Origin of the sequence: Litorilinea aerophila (genome assembly GCF_006569185.2) — a bacterium.
Lineage (GTDB): Bacteria > Chloroflexota > Anaerolineae > Caldilineales > Caldilineaceae > Litorilinea > Litorilinea aerophila.
The window spans coordinates 1-16,807 of sequence record NZ_VIGC02000030.1 but is presented as its reverse complement, the minus strand read 5'-3'; the positions used below and the strand labels follow the sequence as shown (position 1 = coordinate 16,807).

14 protein-coding genes and 2 pseudogenes are annotated in these 16,807 nt (G+C 60.4%); 4 read left to right on the top strand and 12 right to left on the bottom strand.

Annotation, left to right across the window (positions count from 1 at the left end):
* Nucleotides 1-7: 7 nt before the first annotated feature.
* The 4 genes from urtC to ureG all read left to right on the top strand — a co-directional run bounded on the left by urtC (nt 8) and on the right by ureG (nt 3,452).
* Nucleotides 8-1,144, top strand: a complete 1,137-nt coding sequence (urtC, locus tag FKZ61_RS19015) for an urea ABC transporter permease subunit UrtC (protein ID WP_141611725.1) — start codon at nt 8-10, stop codon at nt 1,142-1,144.
* A 1-nt stretch (nt 1,145) separates the two neighbouring features.
* A complete protein-coding gene (gene urtD, locus FKZ61_RS19010; protein ID WP_141611724.1) occupies nt 1,146-1,922 on the top strand; it encodes an urea ABC transporter ATP-binding protein UrtD in 777 nt (258 codons plus the stop codon).
* Nucleotides 1,923-1,960: 38 nt separating this feature from the next.
* The gene (gene urtE, locus FKZ61_RS19005; RefSeq protein ID WP_141611723.1) at nt 1,961-2,668 is read left to right on the top strand and encodes an urea ABC transporter ATP-binding subunit UrtE; all 708 of its coding nucleotides are present in this window, start codon (nt 1,961-1,963) and stop codon (nt 2,666-2,668) included.
* Between the two features lie 82 nt (nt 2,669-2,750).
* On the top strand, nt 2,751-3,452 hold the full coding sequence (ureG, locus tag FKZ61_RS19000; protein ID WP_141611722.1) for an urease accessory protein UreG: 702 nt from the start codon (nt 2,751-2,753) through the stop codon (nt 3,450-3,452).
* Nucleotides 3,453-3,580: 128 nt separating this feature from the next.
* Here the strand turns inward: ureG and FKZ61_RS18995 are convergent, their stop codons facing one another.
* From FKZ61_RS18995 to FKZ61_RS18945, 12 genes and pseudogenes are all read right to left on the bottom strand, one after another.
* On the bottom strand, nt 3,581-3,775 hold the full coding sequence (locus tag FKZ61_RS18995) for a GH32 C-terminal domain-containing protein (protein ID WP_211358641.1): 195 nt from the start codon (nt 3,773-3,775) through the stop codon (nt 3,581-3,583).
* A 100-nt stretch (nt 3,776-3,875) separates the two neighbouring features.
* Complete coding sequence (locus FKZ61_RS18990) at nt 3,876-4,586, bottom strand: BMP family ABC transporter substrate-binding protein (RefSeq protein ID WP_211358640.1); 711 nt, start codon at nt 4,584-4,586, stop codon at nt 3,876-3,878.
* Nucleotides 4,587-4,761: 175 nt separating this feature from the next.
* Entirely contained in the window at nt 4,762-5,112 is a 351-nt protein-coding gene (locus FKZ61_RS18985; protein WP_229964319.1) for a hypothetical protein, read from the bottom strand.
* Nucleotides 5,113-5,136: 24 nt separating this feature from the next.
* A pseudogene (locus FKZ61_RS24520) lies at nt 5,137-5,262 on the bottom strand (2-oxo acid dehydrogenase subunit E2); the annotation flags it as partial.
* A gap of 71 nt (nt 5,263-5,333) precedes the next feature.
* Nucleotides 5,334-9,770, bottom strand: coding sequence for a GH32 C-terminal domain-containing protein (locus FKZ61_RS18980; protein ID WP_170200007.1), 4,437 nt, complete (start codon nt 9,768-9,770; stop codon nt 5,334-5,336).
* Nucleotides 9,771-9,822: 52 nt separating this feature from the next.
* Entirely contained in the window at nt 9,823-11,280 is a 1,458-nt protein-coding gene (locus FKZ61_RS18975) for a glycoside hydrolase family 32 protein (protein WP_170200005.1), read from the bottom strand.
* A gap of 17 nt (nt 11,281-11,297) precedes the next feature.
* The gene (locus FKZ61_RS18970) at nt 11,298-11,549 is read right to left on the bottom strand and encodes a GlsB/YeaQ/YmgE family stress response membrane protein (protein ID WP_141611719.1); all 252 of its coding nucleotides are present in this window, start codon (nt 11,547-11,549) and stop codon (nt 11,298-11,300) included.
* Between the two features lie 4 nt (nt 11,550-11,553).
* Entirely contained in the window at nt 11,554-12,471 is a 918-nt protein-coding gene (locus tag FKZ61_RS18965; protein ID WP_141611718.1) for a carbohydrate ABC transporter permease, read from the bottom strand.
* A 2-nt stretch (nt 12,472-12,473) separates the two neighbouring features.
* Nucleotides 12,474-13,589 (bottom strand): carbohydrate ABC transporter permease, encoded by a 1,116-nt coding sequence (locus FKZ61_RS18960; RefSeq protein ID WP_211358639.1) that lies wholly within the window; start codon nt 13,587-13,589, stop codon nt 12,474-12,476.
* Nucleotides 13,590-13,788: 199 nt separating this feature from the next.
* Entirely contained in the window at nt 13,789-15,168 is a 1,380-nt protein-coding gene (locus tag FKZ61_RS18955; RefSeq protein WP_170200003.1) for an extracellular solute-binding protein, read from the bottom strand.
* Between the two features lie 148 nt (nt 15,169-15,316).
* Complete coding sequence (locus FKZ61_RS18950) at nt 15,317-16,357, bottom strand: LacI family DNA-binding transcriptional regulator (RefSeq protein ID WP_141611716.1); 1,041 nt, start codon at nt 16,355-16,357, stop codon at nt 15,317-15,319.
* Nucleotides 16,358-16,493: 136 nt separating this feature from the next.
* Nucleotides 16,494-16,807 (bottom strand): annotated as a pseudogene (locus FKZ61_RS18945) (IS1634 family transposase); the annotation flags it as partial.

Genomic DNA, 16,807 nt, shown 5'->3' with positions numbered 1-16,807 from the left:
TTGGCACATGGACAAGAAGAAACTGGCACGGTTGATCGGCCAGTGGGGTAGCTTCACGGTCCTGATGCTGGTCCTGTTGGCGGCCCCGCTGTTCCTGTCGGACTTCCGCTTAATTCAGCTGGGCAAATTTCTGACCTTCGCCATCATCGCCCTGGGCCTGGACCTGATCTGGGGCTATGGCGGCATGTTGAGCCTGGGGCAGGGCCTCTTCTTCGGGCTGGGGGCCTATGGCTTTGCCATGTACCTGAAGCTGCAGGCCTCGGGCGGGAAGCTGCCAGACTTCATGTTCTGGAGCGGCCTGAAGGAGCTGCCCTGGTTCTGGGTGCCCTTCCAGTCGCCGGTCTTCGCCCTGGCTGCGGCCCTGCTCGTCCCCGGGCTCCTGGCCGGCATCCTGGGCTATTTTGTCTTCCGCAGCCGGGTGAAGGGCGTCTATTTTTCCATCATCACCCAGGCCCTTACCCTGTTGACCAGCATCTGGTTTGTGGGCCAGCAGGCCTACACCGGCGGTACCAACGGCATCACCAACCTGGGCAGCGCCCAGATCTTCGGCCACTCCCTGCAGAGCCCGCCGGTACAGCGGGGCTTCTACCTGGCCACCGTGGTGGCCCTGGCCGGCGTCTACCTCCTCTGCCGCTGGCTGACGGGGGCCCGCTTTGGCCGGCTGCTGGTGGCCCTGCGGGACAACGAGGAGCGGGTCCGGTTTCTGGGCTACGACCCGGTGCGGCTGAAGGTGGTGGTCTTCGTCCTCTCGGCCATGATCGCGGCCCTGGCCGGCATCCTCTTCGTGCCCCAGGTGGGGATCATCTCGCCCTCCAGCATGGGTGTGGTGCCTTCCATCGAGATGGTGGTCTGGGTGGCGGTGGGCGGCCGGGGAACCCTGCTGGGGGCCGTGGTGGGTGCGCTGCTGGTGAGCTATGGACGCAGCTACTTCAGCGAATCCTACCCGGACATCTGGCAGATCTTCCTGGGCGCGCTCTTCATCGGCAGCGTCCTCCTCTTCCCCCAGGGGATTGTGGGCAGCCTGGCGGCCTTGCCCCAGCGGGTGAAGGGGCTCCTCTCCCGGCGCCCGTCGCCGGCCGGCGGCGAGGCGGGCAACGAGCCCCTGATCCAGGTAACCGCCACCCACGCCGAAGGGAGATCGTGAGATGCCCCAGACGACCAACGCCAAAGCCATCCTGGAACTGGAAGAGGTGACAGTTAGCTTCGACGGCTTCAAGGCCCTGGACGGCCTGAACTTTCGCATGGCGTACGGCGAATTGCGCTTCGTCATCGGGCCCAACGGCGCGGGGAAGACCACCCTGCTGGACGTGCTGACCGGCAAGACCCGGCCCCAGCGGGGCACGGTCCTCTTCGATGGCCGGGTCAACGTGACCCGGACGCCAGAGCACGAGCTGGTGCGGCAGGGCATCGCGCGCAAGTTTCAGACGCCCACCATCTTCCCCAGCCTGACGGTCTACGAGAACCTGGAGGCGGCGGCCGGCTTTCGGGAGGGGGTGGTGGGCCTGATGGGGCGCCTGGATCCCGAGCGGCAGGAGCGGATCGAGGAGGTGCTGGAGCTGGTGGCCCTGCGTCCCCGGGCGGCTGTCCGGGCCGGGGTGCTGGCCCATGGGGAAAAGCAGTGGCTGGAGATGGCCATGTTGCTGGTGCAGGAGCCCAAGCTGCTTCTGCTGGACGAGCCGGTGGCGGGGATGACCCGGGCCGAGCGGAACCGTACTGGCGAACTGCTCCAGGCCATTGCCAGCCGCTGTTCGGTGCTGGTGGTGGAGCACGACATGGAGTTTGTGCGCAACTTCGCCAGCCGGGTCACCGTCCTGCACCTGGGGCGGCTACTCACCGAGGGGCCGGTGGCCCAGGTCCAGGCCGATCCCCGGGTGATCGAGGTGTACATCGGCCGCAGCTATCAGGCCGAGATCGCGGCGTGAGTTTGGGGGGAAGAAGATAGGAGGAGCACCAGGAAATCATGTTGGAGCTGCATCAAGTCTCGGTCAACTACGGGGAGAGCCCCATCCTGCGGGATATCCACCTGCAGGTGCCGTCGGGCCAGGTGGTCTGCCTGATGGGCCGCAACGGTGTGGGCAAGACCACCTTGATGAAAAGCATCATGGGATTGCTGAAGTTGCGCAGCGGTGATATCCATTTCGAAGGCGAGCGGGTGACCCACTGGCGGACCAGCCAGCGAGCCCGGGCTGGCTTCGGCTATGTGCCCCAGGGGCGGGGCATCTTCCCCTACCTGACCGTCTATGAAAATTTGCTCATGGGTTTCGAGGCCGCCGAAAACATGGGCCGGGAGGAACGAGAGGCGGCCCTGGAGGAAGTCTACTCCCTCTTCCCCGTGCTGAAGGAGATGCGCCACCGGGTGGCCGGCACCCTGAGCGGAGGCCAGCAACAACAGCTCGCCTTCGCCCGGGTGCTGATCCGCCGGCCCAAGTTACTCTTGCTGGACGAACCCACCGAAGGCATCCAGCCTTCCATCATGCTGGAGATCGAAGAGCTGATCCTGGCCCTCCGGGAACGGGGCGAAATGTCCATCCTGCTGGTGGAGCAGTTCCTGGACTTTGCCCTCAACGTGGGGAGCTATTTCTACGTCATGGAGACCGGGGCCATCGTGCTGGAGGGGGACGCCGGAAACTTCGACCGGGCAGCGGCCCGGGAGTATCTGGCGGTGTGAAGCCCCCCAGCCGATTCCATTCCGCCCCATCCATGCAGCAACTTGCACAATAGCAGCAATGAACCGACAGAAGCGAGGAAAAATGACCGACCCCATTCAACAACGGGCCATCCGCATCGGCATCGCCGGGCCGGTGGGCAGCGGCAAGACCGCCCTGGTGGAGTGCCTGTGCCGGGCCCTGAAGGACCGCTACAACCTGGCCGTGGTGACTAACGACATCTACACGAAGGAAGATGCCCTCTTTCTCCTGCGCCGGGGCGTCCTGGCCGAGGAACGGATCCGGGGCGTGGAGACGGGCGGCTGTCCCCATTCGGCCATCCGGGACGACGTCTCCATGAACCTGGAAGCCATTGTGGCCCTGGAGGAAAGCCTCGGCCCCCTGGACTTCATCCTGGTGGAGAGCGGCGGCGACAACCTGGCCGCTTCCTTCAGCCCGGAGCTGGTAGACGTCTGGATCTACGTGATCGACGTCTCCGGCGGCGACAAGATCCCCCGCAAGGGCGGGCCGGGCATCACCCGCTCCGACCTGTTGCTGATCAACAAGATCGACCTGGCCCCCCTGGTGGGCGCCTCCCTGGAAGTCATGGACCGGGACAGCCGCATCATGCGGGGGGAACGTCCGTTCCTCTTCACCAACCTGAAAGCCGGGCAGGGGCTGGATCAGGTGGTCCAGTGGGTGGAAGGGTTGCGCCATCAGCCCCTGCGCCGCCCCCGCATGGCCGATGGCCGCCTGGCCTTCACCGGCCCCCTCGAACACCACCATCACCACCATCACCCCGCCTGAACCCCTGGCGAGGTGGCTGCCTTCCCTCCAGCGGTAGGGACAGGTCTCCGTGCCCACAAATCCACGGCTTGGCTGGCTATCCCGACGGGCAGGCACGGGGACCTTATCCCCACAGGGCGTGACAGGGTTCAACCGTGCCTATGTGGGGCCCATATTTGCTCCATCTGCCACACATTCAGGGTGACCGCACCCGTTGCGTCGGGGCCGGCAATCAGCCGAATCCCGACGCTGTCGGGACGGGTGGGATAGACCCGCCCCATCAGGCAGACACGGTTGGCGAAGACCTCCACCACCGAACGATCCATGAAGATGCGAAGCTCCAACTCCTCTCCTGGCGCCAAGGCCAGGGGGGCGATCCGCATGGTAACCCACAGACATCACCTGGTTGCGCTCCGCGGTTTCGATGATGGTCTTGGTGCAGTCCTAGTGCTGGGTTAACACGTCCACCTCCTGGGCGATGAGGGAATTGGTCGCTTCGGCCTGCTGGCCCGGGTCACACCAGCTAGCCGTGAAGACCACGATGGTCTGGATGTCCGGGTTGACCGACTGGGCGCCCAGGGTGAAGGCGTTGATGTTCAGCAGGACCTGGGGGATGGGGAAGGAGACGATGTAGCCCAGTTTCCCGCTCTGGGTCATGCGACCGGCCGCCACGCCCGAAAGGTAGACCACCTCCCAGATGGTGCCAAAGTAAGTGCCCAGGTTCTCGGCCGTTTTGAGGCCGCCCTGGTGCTCGAAAATCACCTCCGGATGTCGTTTGGCTACCTCCAGGGCTGGGTCCAGGTGGCCGTAGGAGGTAGGAAACATGATGCGGGCACCGTTGCGGATCATGTTCTCCATGACCCGCTCTGCCTCTTGATTCTCTGGGACGTTCTCCGCCCGCAGGATTTCCAGCTCTGGAAAGGCCTGGGCGACCACCTCGCTGCCCAGGTAGGCCGCCTGGTTGTAGCCATAGTCGTCCCTGGGGCCGACGAAGATGAAGCCGATGGCGCTGCCGCCGACGCCAGGAGTGCTGCTGGCCTCCTGGTCGCCGGGGTTGGCAGCCGCAGCCCCCGGGGAGGTGGGGCCAGGGGCCGCGCACGCGCCCAGCACCAGGCTCAACAGGACCAGGGCTGTCAACGCCCACAGGGTGGACAAGCATGTTCTCCTGCTCGACATGGGTTTACTCCTCTCAGTGATGAATGAATAGGATTTGGTTCCAAGTGCCAGGTCAGAAAAGCCGACGGCACCGCACCGTAGGTCAGCAGGTCGTGCCGAAACAAAATTTCACCCAACCACGGCAGGTCGGCCAGCCCTGGAATGGGCACCGGGTTCAGGCCGCGGATCTGCTGTCCCACATAGGAGCGCCCAACGTCCCGGCCGCCAACAACGCCACCAGGGCAAGGGGCATCGGTAGCCTGTCCCCCCAACAGTGCGCCCAACGCGGCGGTGGCCAGCGCGCCCATGGCCATCTGGCCCCCTCTGCACCCACATTCACCAGCCGTGCCTGGGCCGGGAGCACGGTGGCCAGCCCGGTCAGCACGAAGGGTGTGGCCCGGAGCAACACCTCGCTGAGCCCATACCAGTCGCCCAGGGAGCTGAGGAGCATGGTCCGATAGGTTTCGACCGGATCCGCGCCCACGGCCAGCAGGAAGAAGATGAAGATGAAGATGAAGATGAACAAAGGGCCCAGGGCTAGGCCGCCCACATTGGAGACGGTGATGGTGCCGCCGGCGGTCTCCCCCGGGGCCAGCCGGCCGGCGTGGACCTTCTCGATGAGTTCCCGGCTCTCGCGAGCGATCTCGGTCAGGGACTTGCGGTCCGCGTAGTGGATGACCCGACGGATACCTGGGTCGTCCTGCTCAGGTCTTAACGATTGCCAGATATCCGCCGGGATTGACTAGATTAGCGCCCGACCAACGGCAGCCAGGACTGGTGAGGTGGTAAGGGTATGTTGATATCATCCAAACTGATGTGGCCCCAGCCATCGGTCGCGTTGTCGACGACTTCGAGATAGAGTTCTTGACCCACGTAGGCCGAGGCGTCCCAGTGTCTACGCTCGTATTGGGCCCGGAAGTACGAGTCGTAGAACTTGCCTGTCTCCTTGAAGAGGATCTTCTGATCCGACGCCCGCACCAGGGCCACATAGAGATTGTCCGGGTCGTAGCCGCCAGCGATCAGGAAGTCGATCTGGCCGTCCCCGGCAAGGGTGAAGGTCTGGGAACGCATCACCCCGGTTGCACCATCTCCACCGTTCTGATCGTTAAACCCCCACAGATGGCAACGATCTTGGCTGCCCCAGGCATGGGCCTGGCGGAAATCTCCTCCCCAACCCCAGTCATTGCGGGTCGTCACATTCGTGTTGGTGTAGGGGTTCCCAGAGACGATAGTCCATCCTGTGAGATCACAGGTCTGGAAGTCGCCATTGGGAAACTCGCCAACGACTTGGGCTTTCTTGGCCGGTGGATAGACGGATGGGACAAGAGAGCCGTAGGCCGAGCCCAGATTCCAAACGCTCAGGTTCGTCACCGTGACCGTTCCATTGGCCCAGATATGGACGCCCACTGCATCCGCAAGGGTGGGATAGATCCGCGTCGTGATGCTCTTACGCCCATTGGCGTAGGCTTCCACCATGGATCGATCGACGTAGACGTGCAGCGTAAACGACCCGTCGTCATTCAGCGTCAAGGGTCCACTGTGAATGCCCTTCCGCGGGTCGGGATCTAAGCTGGACCAGGTGCGATCCACGCTGAAGGTTCCTGTCACAGTTCGGTCCGTGCTGCTCGCTTCGAAGCCAAAGCGTGTGAACTCGCGTCCATCCTGACTTCGCCGCACGTCCACGCCGAAGCGTGTTGCGTTTCCGGGCTGCAAGGTCAGCAGGATCTCCTGCGTGTCTGTGAGCTGTCCGTGCGCGGCCAGAAGCGCAGCATTGGTGTCCGCGAGGGAGGTGTTCGTCAGCGAAACCACTTGACTCTGCCGGAGGCTGTGTAGCTCGTCGATGGGACGAATCCCCACCGTGTCGTCGGGCAGGAGTGAGAGCACCACTGGCAAGCCGGCGTTATGGGCCCAACCGGCAGCATAGTGGTCTTGTTCTGTGCGTCTATCCTGGGCGATGGTCCACAGGATCGTGCGGCCTTGACCGTCCACATGTCCGCTAGGCCCCGTGAAGTGCTCGCCATAATCCAGCAGTTTGGGTTCAGGGCTGTCCGGGATGAACTTGTAGGCGGTTGCATCCCAACGGCCAACCCAGTACCAGACATACTTGACATTGTAGGGACTGTAGCCATCAAACCAGGGGTTGATGAGGAAGATGTGTTTTTCTATGCCCTGGCTGTCCTTGCCCAGGGGAAGGAGAACAGGTAGCTCCCACACATGCCCCGTAGCCGGGTAACTTTTCACATCGCCGATGAACAGAGGTCCCCGGTAGGTCCAGTTGTAGAGGTCTGTGGAAGTGTAGAGCAGGGCTGTTCCACCGATGGGCGCCCCACCTCCTTGCTCACGAATACCCGAGCCAACCAGTTGGTACCAGATGGGTTTCCCATCCTGGCCCACTTCCTTCCAGACGAAGGGATCCCGGAACTGGCCGAACCAAACTTCGCCGGTAGGCGTTGGTAGGCCGGGCGTCTGCACCGTTACGGGCTGGTCGTACATGACCCAGCTCGTCAAGGGATTGGTGGCGGCCAACGGCGTCGCCAGCCCAGTACTCTGGTTCGGCGACTTGCTATCGTCGCCGGCGGTGAAGAAGAGCACCGGATTGCCATTGGCGTCGGTCGTCGCGCTGCCGGACCAAACCCCGTCCGGAGCGACGGAACCGGCTGTCGGCCGCAGGGCCGGCGGCAATTCGGTCCAGTGGACCATGTCCGTGCTTATGGCGTGTCCCCAATGGATCTGGTGCCAGTAGGGTCCCTGTGGATTCTTCTGGTAGAAGATGTGGTACATGCCGTTCCAGAAGATGGGCGCGTGGGGTTCATTCATCCAGTGTTCGGGCGGCATGAAGTGATACTGCGGCCGGTAGCGGTCGCCATCGAACCGGCTGCGCTGCGCTGCGGTGTCAGGCAAAGGCAGCGAACCGCCCAGGGCCGCTAAGGTGTCCGAATAAATCTGCCGGACGCCTGCTGTGTCTGAAATCTCCTTTGTGATGCGCAACTCATCGATCAGGCCGTTGAACATGTTAGCCGTAAAGACGCCATTGATGATGGCAGGGTAGGTCGCCCGACCGATAGCGAACGTCCCGTCGTGAGGTGTAATGGGCAACCCTTTCGGCGTATTGGTTTCGGCCACCAGTTCGCCGTTGCGATAGAGCTGCAACTTCCCGGCGGCGCCGTCAAACACACCGACCACAAAGGACCACTGGTCAAGAGGAAGTGCGTCCTTCCCCTCGGCCCGCACCGAGTACCAGTTCCCGCCAACGCCTACATCGAAACCAAGGGTTCCGTGCCGGTACATGCCTAAGACATAGCCTTCATTAGCTTTCTTGTTGTACTGACTCACGATGGCAGACGGCTGGCTCAAGTCGCCCCACTCATAGGAACGGGGCGCGACCCAGGCCTGGATCATGAGTTTGCTGCTCGGCGTGAAAATGGCCGAGGCGGGCCGCTCAATCCAGGTAGAGTACCCATCGAACAGCAGGGCCTTACCTTTTATGCCGTCCTTCCACAGGGGATCGCTGTCAGGCTTGAATTTGGCATCGTTGAACACATAATGGATCGTATCCGTCACGTTGGAGATCACTTCGGTTGTACGACTGCCTGCCCCCTCATCAAAGGGCCAGTACATTGGCGTCATGGGAATGTCTAACACACTCACCGTGCGAAACCCATCCACGTTGATGTGACCCCAGCCCCCGGTCGCCTTGTCCACCACCTTGAAATAGAGATTCTTGCCCAAGTAGGCGGACGCGTCCCACGTGACTCGGGTGTACGCTTCGCTGTCGGCAAAGGCCGTGTTGGTTGCCTTCATCAGTTCGGCGCCGTCCGATTCCCGAACCAGGGCGACGTACAAATTGTCGATATCATTCCCGCCGCCGATCAGGAAGCTCACTTCTCCCGTGCCGGCCAGGGTGAAGGTGGAAGAACGCATCTCGCCTGTGGGCGCGTCGCCTCCGTCCTTGGCGCCCCAGAAATGGTACGTCCCGTCAGGATTGAAGCAGCATCCCCAGCCCCAGTCCGTGGCATTGGTCACCCGAGCGTCGCTGAATGCGGTCCCGGTGATGACAGTCCACCCGGTCAGATCACCGGTCTCGAAGCTGGGATTCTCGATTTCGTTGCTGACCACTGGCTCGTAGACGTCGAAGCCGTCCACGTTGATGTGACCCCAGCCGCCGGTCGCGTTGTCGACGACCTTGATGTACACCTCTTCGCCCAGGTGAGCTGAAGCGTCCCAGGTCACCTTGCTGTACGCTTCGCTGTCGGCAAAGGCCGTGTTGGTCGCCTTCATGAGTTCGGTTCCGTCCGAAGCGCGCACAAGAGCGACATAGAGATTGTTAATGTCATTTCCGCCGCCGATCAGGAAACTGATCGCGCCTGTACCATCCAGACGGAAAGTGGACGATCGCATCTCGCCTGTGGGCGCGTCGCCTCCGTCCTTGGCGCCCCAGAAATGGTACGTCCCGTCAGGATTGAAGCAGCATCCCCAGCCCCAGTCCGTGGCATTGGTCACCCGAGCGTCGCTGAATGCGGTCCCAGTGATGACGGTCCACCCGGTCAGATCACCGGTCTCGAAGCTGGGATTCTCGATGTCATTGGGGATATAGGTGCGAAAGCCGTCCACGTTGATGTGGCCCCAGCCGCCGCTGGCATTGTCCACCACCTTGAAATAGAGTTCCTCGCCCAAATAGGCAGAGGCATTCCACTCCACCAGATTGAATGCCTCGCTGTCGGCAAAGTTGACATTGGTGGCTCGCATCAGTTCCTTGTCATCGGAGGCGCGCATCAACGCCACATACAGGTTGTTGATGTCGTTCCCGCCGCCGATCAAGAAGGTGATGCGGCCTGAACCCTCCAGGGTGAATACGGAGGAGTGCATTTCTCCCGTGGGTGCATCTCCCGTGTTCTGCGCGCCCCAGTAGAAATAGGTCCCGTCTGGATTGAAACAGCATCCCCAGCCCCAATCCGATGCGTTGGAGATGTGGGTGTTAGAAAACGCCGTCCCACTGACAATTGTCCAGCCGGTCAAGTCACCGGTCTCGAAGCTGGGGTTCACAATCTCGCGGGGCGCGGCTGCAGTCTCTGCCTGGTCTCCACTTCCCGCAGCAAAGCCAGAGACAACGGAAAGCATCAGCAGCAAGAGGAGCAAGACACTGAAGCGCAAGGCGCGAATCCATCGAAGCTTTCTGTCTTGCATATGCATTTCTCCCTGTGAAAAAAATCAGTAACAAACAAGTAATACGTATTAGCTAGACAACAAAGAGGGTGTTGGGGACCAGATGCCATACGTCCAGGGTGACCGGCCCGGTGGCTCCGGGGCCGGCAATCAGCCGGATTCCGACGCTGTCAGAGCGGGTGGGGTAAACTCGGCCCATCAGACAGGCGCGATTCGTAAAGATTTCCACCACCGACTGGTCCACGAAGATGCGGAGTTCCAATTCCTCGCCCGAAGCAAGGGCCAAAGGGGCGACCTGCACATTCTTGTCCACGTCTTCAGCCAGCGAGGAGTCATTCGTCTCCAGGTAGAGCTGAGCCAGTTCAGGCCGGTAGACGATCCGGGTCTCCTCGCTGCCGTCCGGTGCGGCCAACACCACGACGCCCACCTCACCAGTCGGTGGTGCAAACCTAGCGACAATCTCCAAGCTGCCGCCTGCAGTGTCCCAGCGGATCGCGTCCTCTGGAAGATGACCGGCAAACCGACGGTGCACCCGGCGCAGCTTGGTCAACTCCCGGGCCGGGGTCAAGCGTGGTTCGCCGTCCTCACCCAAAGTGAGTTCCAAAGGCAGGGAAAGAATCCCGGCCCAGCCGGCCTGTTGGCACGCGGCTTCACTGCGGCCTTCCTTCAGCCAGGCCCAGAGGATGTGACGTCCATCTGCCACCCGGGCCACGTGCGCGGCGTAGAAATAGCCGCCGTAGACCAGAATGCCCTGTTGCCGTGCATGCAGGCGGCCATCTCGATACGGTCCTGTGTAATGAACCACGTACAAGTGGTCCCTCGGGTTGGCCTGAACAGAAAAGATGAGGCTCCGCTGCTCGCCGAAATCGACGAGATTCGGGCACTCCCACATGGTCCCGGTCCAGAAGGGGTAGATCTGGCGAACGTCTCCCTCCAGAAAGGTTCCCATGTACTCCCACTGCCGCAAGTCGTCAGAGCGATAGTGCAAGATCACGCTGCCCTTGTTTTCGATCTTGGCGGCGATCAGCATTTCCCAGCGCCCGTTTTCTCGCCAGACGAAGGGATCCCGGAAGTGGCCGCCAGTTCGGTGGCGGATGTGAGCCGGCGGCTCGGCGATCACCGGGTTGGCCGGGTCCTTGCGCCAGGTCCTCATGTCCGAATCGCCGGTAGCCAGACAGACCACCTGGGGATGGACGCCTGTATGGACGCCTGTATAGACAAGGGTGGGCGTGCCATTGTCATCCACCGCACAGCCGGACCAACACCCTTCCTCATCGGGGCCGCCAGGGGTTGGGGCCAGTGCGATGGGCAGATGTTGCCAGTGGACTAGATCTTTGCTGACCGCGTGGCCCCAGTGAATATGCCCATGCCAGGGGCCTGCGGGGTTGTACTGGTAGAAAAGATGGTACTCGCCCCGCCACTGGATGAAGCCATTCGGATCATTCATCCAGTTGGCCGGCGGCAGAAAGTGGTAGCCGGGTCGGTGGGGGTCTCGCCGAACAAAGTCTCTTGCGTGCGCACGATTCGTCATATCCAAGATCGCCTCAATCATCGTTGTTGGCCGACGGAGGTGAGAAAGAGGAAGATACCGGCGCCTAAGATGGCTACAAAGAAACTGGCCCATGTAAAGTCCACAGGTGGAAAACGCATGACCAAGTTGGCGGCAAAGCCACCGGCCACTGCGCCAATGATGCCAACCACAAAAAACATCAGATAGCCGGTTCCGTTGCGTTGTCCCGTGAAGCGCACAATGACGACGCCTGCGACGATGCCTAGTAAAATCCAACTGACAATGCCCATGCGTTTACCCCTTAATGCCCGTGGAAGCAATGCTCTTGACGAATGCGCTCTGGAAGGCGAAGAAAAAGGCCAACACCGGAATGGTGATCATGGTGGAATAGGCCATCACCTGTCCCCACTGCACGTTTCGCTGGAAGAAGAACTGGAGGCCAACCATAACCGGTCGCAACTCATCGCTCTGGACGGTCATAATGGGCCACAGGAAGGAGTTCCAACTGCCAATGAAGGTCAGAATGGAAACTGTAGCGAAGACGGGCCCAGAGATCGGCACAAGAATCTTGTAGAAGATCTGGAAGCGATTGGCTCCATCCACCATGGCGGCCTCGTCCAATTCCTTAGGAATCTCCTGGAAGAATTGGTAGAACAGAAAGATAGAAAAGGCGCTGGCCACAAAGGGCACGAATTGTACATGATAAGTGTCCAGCCAGCCCTTGGTGATATGAATGCCGTCTGCGAAGGAGATGGAGGGCAGGTTGGCTACCAGGAGCAACAAGGGCATCACGGTCACCTGTCCAGGGACGATCAGCGTGGCAATGATGATGGCCAGAATCCGTCTCTGGCCAGGCCACTTCAGCCGAGAGAGAGCATAGGCGGCCAGGCTATTGACCGTCAGCGACAGCAAGATGGTTATAAACGCCAGCCCGGTCGAATTTAGAATGTATCGGAGAAAGTTGCTGTTCTCAAACACAAAGATGAAGTTGTCCAGGGAAACGTCCCCAACTGGAACGAAAGCTCGCCAGGAGCGCAGATCGGCAAAAATCGCCTGGTTGCTCGACTTGAACGCCGAGGCAAACATGAAGAGGAGCGGAAAGGTAAAATAGAACAGGAGGATCAGCAAAGGAATGTAGCGCAGCCCCAAGGCGAGCGCCTGCTGTGTACGTTTGGAAAACAGCGACGTTGATTTACGACGCGTAGCCGTCATGATCAACTCCCCCCTTCCATAGTCACTCGACGCTGAATGAAGTTAATGAACAGGATGATCAAAAAAAAGACCACCGCGATGGTCGAGGCATAGGCAATATCCTGCTCACGGAAGCCAACCCGGAACATGTGAAAAATCACCGTGCTGGTCGCGTTGTCCGGGCCACCATTGGTCATCACTAACACTTGATCGAACAACTGGAAGGCCGCAATGGTAATGATGATGAAGTTGAAGACCATGACGTTACGGAGCCCAGGAAGGGTGACATTCCAAAATTTTTGCCAGCCGTTGGCCCCATCGATCCCGGCTGCCTCGTAGAGATCCTCAGGGATCTGCTGTAGACCGGCCACGAAGAGCATCATCTGGAAGCCCGCCCCCTGCCATACGGACATGATGATGATTGCCCACATGGCTACACGTGGATCGCCCAGCCAGTTAATTGAGCCGATGGCGCCGAAAGTCAGGCTCCCCAGCATTTCGTTGATCAGTCCGTTGTTGACATCGTAGAGATAGCGCCATACAGTAGCCACCACCACCATGGAGGTCACCACCGGGGCGAAGAACATGGTGCGGAAGAAGTTCTGGCCTGGTATGCCCTGATTGACCATCACCGCCAGCAGCAAGCCGATGCCCGTCTGCAGGGGGATGACCACCAGGGCGAAGAAGAAGTTATTCACCAGGGAACGCATGAAAATGGGGTCCCCGGCTAGAATCACGTAGCGCGTGGTTCCCCAATCGATGTTGAACCATTCCCGCAGCCCCGCGTACTGAGGATAGTTCTCCGCATCTCGGGTGAATTCTCGGGAGCGGGGATAGACCAGGTTACCCTCTTCATCGCGCAAGAATTCCCCGCTGGCTTCATCAACCAGGGGTTCCAAGGGCAGGACGCTCAATTTCAGAAGGCGGGTGTAGTTGCGCAGCCCCACAAACTCGGTGGGATTGGGCGAAATAAGCCGTTGATTGGTGAAGCTGTACCAGATGCCGGCAAAGAACGGCCCGATCACGAACAGGGTAATGAGCAGAAAGGCCGCCCCGCCCATCGCCAGGCCCGGAATCAGATCAGAATTTGACTTCCCCTTCGCTGGCTTCTCTCGTAGTTCAGCCGCTGTTGTCGTCATTTTGTCCCCTCTCAATCTCCTTGGGGAATCTCATTCACTGCTGTCCCTCTGGGGGTGGGGCGAGAAGGCTCCCGCCCCACCTATCCGTCCACCACAGAGGAACACCAGTACAATTCAGCGGAAATACCGCTGCTGAAATCCGATTGATTTCTCACTTGCAGGGTGTACCGGTGGATTCCGCCGAGATTTGCTGGGGAGATTACTTGAATCCGTAGCCGCCGTTGTCCTCGATATCCTGGTTAATGGCGTCCACGGCATCGTCCAGGGCGTCCTGCACATTACCGCCATCCCGAATCTTCAGCAGAGCCTGCTCGAACTGGTTGGAGATGGTCAGGTAGCCCGGGGTCTCAGGCCGCACCACGGCAAACCGTTCGGCCATGTCATAGAAAATCTCGAAGCGCCCACCCGGCTTGTAATCCTCGGTCAGCGCCGCAGCAGCGCGAGTGGTGGGGATCAGGCTGGAGGCTTCAGACATTAGGGCGATATTTTCCGGCGACATGGTGGAGATGACGAACTCCACGGCGCCAGGGGTCGCCTCGGGCGAACAGTTGGTAGTCACGCCCATCTGCCAGGAGCCGGCGCCGATCTTGGGGCCGTGGCCGAAGTCGGGCGGGGGCAGGAAGAGGGCGTCGTCGCCGTAGGCGTCCACCACGGTTTGGGCAGCCCAGCTACCCGTGTACCACAGGGCGATGCGCCCCTGGAGGAAGCCCTGATCATCGGCGGGGGTGGCCGGCGCGTAACCTTCGCTGAAGAGGCTCTGGAACCATTCGCCGAAGGCCACGGCCTCGGGACCGTTGAGGACGCCCTCAGCAGTCAGATAGGTGGAGCGGTCGATCAGGTCACCGCCGAAGCTCTGCAGCCAGGGGCTGTAGGCATACGCCCACCACTCACCCGTGTACCCGGCGTTGACGTCCAGGGGATATTCGAATTCACCCGACGCTTTGAGCGCGTCGAGGGCCGCCATGAATTCATCTTTGGTCCACGGCTCATCCAGGGTCGGCACGCGGATGCCATATTGCTCCAGGACAGATTTGCGGGCAAAAATGTTGAGCGCGACATCGAACTGGCCGAGCGAGTAGATCTGACCGTTGTAGCGCCCCACATCCGCACTCAGGACACCCATCTCCGCCACGTCAGCTTCGGTGAGGGGAAGGGGCTGAATGTAGCCAGACCAGGCAAAATTGGGCACGGTGGGCGCGTCCAGGTCGATAATGCAGGGCAGGCTGCCCGCCACGGCGGCCGCGGCCACCGAGTCGTTGTAGGAGGCCTGGGGAAAGGCTTCGATGGTGATTTCGTACTGATCCTGAGAGGCGTTGTAACGATTCACCCACTCCTGAATCACAGCCAGTTCATCCGGATTGCCGGCGGAATGGGTCCATAGTCCCAACTGGACCTTTCCCGTTGTCTCGGCAGAGGATTCTTGGGGCGCAGCCTGGGGGGCAGTGGTTTCGGTCGCAGGCTCTGCCGCTGACTCGGCAGCGGGTTGAGCCGATTGGTTGGGTGTGGAGCAGCCTGCAATCAGCGCGGCGCCGATCAGCAAGCAGACGATGATCCACTGGGGAATCCGACGGAATTGCATAGATTGTTCCTCCATTGGTTGGAAAGATTGTAGGGTAACACACAACTAATACGTATTAGTTAGCAGCGAAAAATTTTTGTAACAAATCGATTTTCTCACCTCCTTTTCTGCCTTCTTTATGGCTTCTCTATGAACAGCAGAAAACTCTCTAGACCGACGCCCGTTCAATCAGGGGGCAGGTAATGGTATGTTGTATAGGAGGCTGGTTTGCAAATGTATCAGGTTGCTCGATCAAAGCCAGGAGATGGTTTACCGCCCATTGGCCCATCTCGTAATGGGGCAATGCCAGGGTAGTCAGGGGGGGGCGCAGCCGGGCGGCGATGCCCTCCTGGTTGTCAAAGCCGACAAGGGCCAATTCTTGGGGAATGGCAATACCCAGCTCAGCAGCGGCCTGATAGACCCCCATGGCCATACGGTCGTTGAAACAGAAGATGGCCGTGGGACGATCTGACCGCTGTAACAGTGCCAAGCCCGCTCGATATCCCCCAGGCACGTCTGAGACTTCGGCACGAACCAACGACACATCAAAGGGGATACCATGATCAGCCAAGGCGCTTTTATATCCCTCCAGGCGCCCATGGGTAGCAGGGATTGGATCGACATTGCTGATGTGGGCGATGCGGGTATGTCCCCTGGCGATCAGATACTCGGTGGCAACCCGACCGGCATTCACTTCATCCGGCACGACGCTGGGAAAGGATCCATCGGCTACATAGCAGTCCAACAGCACCGCAGGCACCTCACGCAAGCCCTCCGGCGGTGTAACCTGGCGATGATACATGGTGGCGTAAATGATGCCATCCACCTGCCTCTCCAACATCATCTCCACCGCCGCTTGCTCCATCTGCTTGTTGGCCCCGGTATTAACGAGCAAAATCAGCCGCTCAAATTGCCAGGCTGTGTCCTGCGCTCCCTGGATAATCTGGCCGGCAAAAGGCGTGGTGGCAATCTCATCGGAGATAAACCCGATGGTGTGGGTGCGCCGGTTGCGTAGCCCACGGGCAATGGCGTTGGGGCGATAGCCCAGCTCCCGAATTGCTTCCCAGACCCGCTCTTGCGTCTCCGCGGGGATGCCAGCATCAGCCACCTGATTGACCACAAAGGAGACGGTGGTCTGGGAGACGCCAGCAGCCCTGGCCACATCTTTCATAGAAGGTGGTTTATTGCGGGATCTCTTGCGAGAAGCCATGGTCGATTCTCTGGGGAGAAAGGCGACTAATTCGTATTAGTAATTCGTATTAGCCAAGATAATAACACAGAGAAATTCGCCTGTCAACACCCAATTTTGCGATTTTGTGTAGTGATCACCTATGGTTCGCTCATTTTTAGGATGGTTTGGCGGAATCGGCGCAGAGCCTGGCGTAGATCTCGGTAGAGAAGTCCAACAAGGCGAGGATGCGCTGTTGCACCTCAGACAGAGGGGTCAGATGACGATGGGTTCGGTGAGGCTCCTGAATCACCGTCAGGGTGATCTCCTGGAAGGCCTCCAGGAGACGCTCCGCCGTCGGCCGGGCTGTGGCTCGTGTGGGATTGCCGGCATACAACCCGGCCAGTGCCGCTCCTGTCGCAGCCAGGTTGCGGCGGACGACGAATTCCAGCAGCGTCAGCACGCGCAGGCCGATGGCCAGCAGCCGGATCA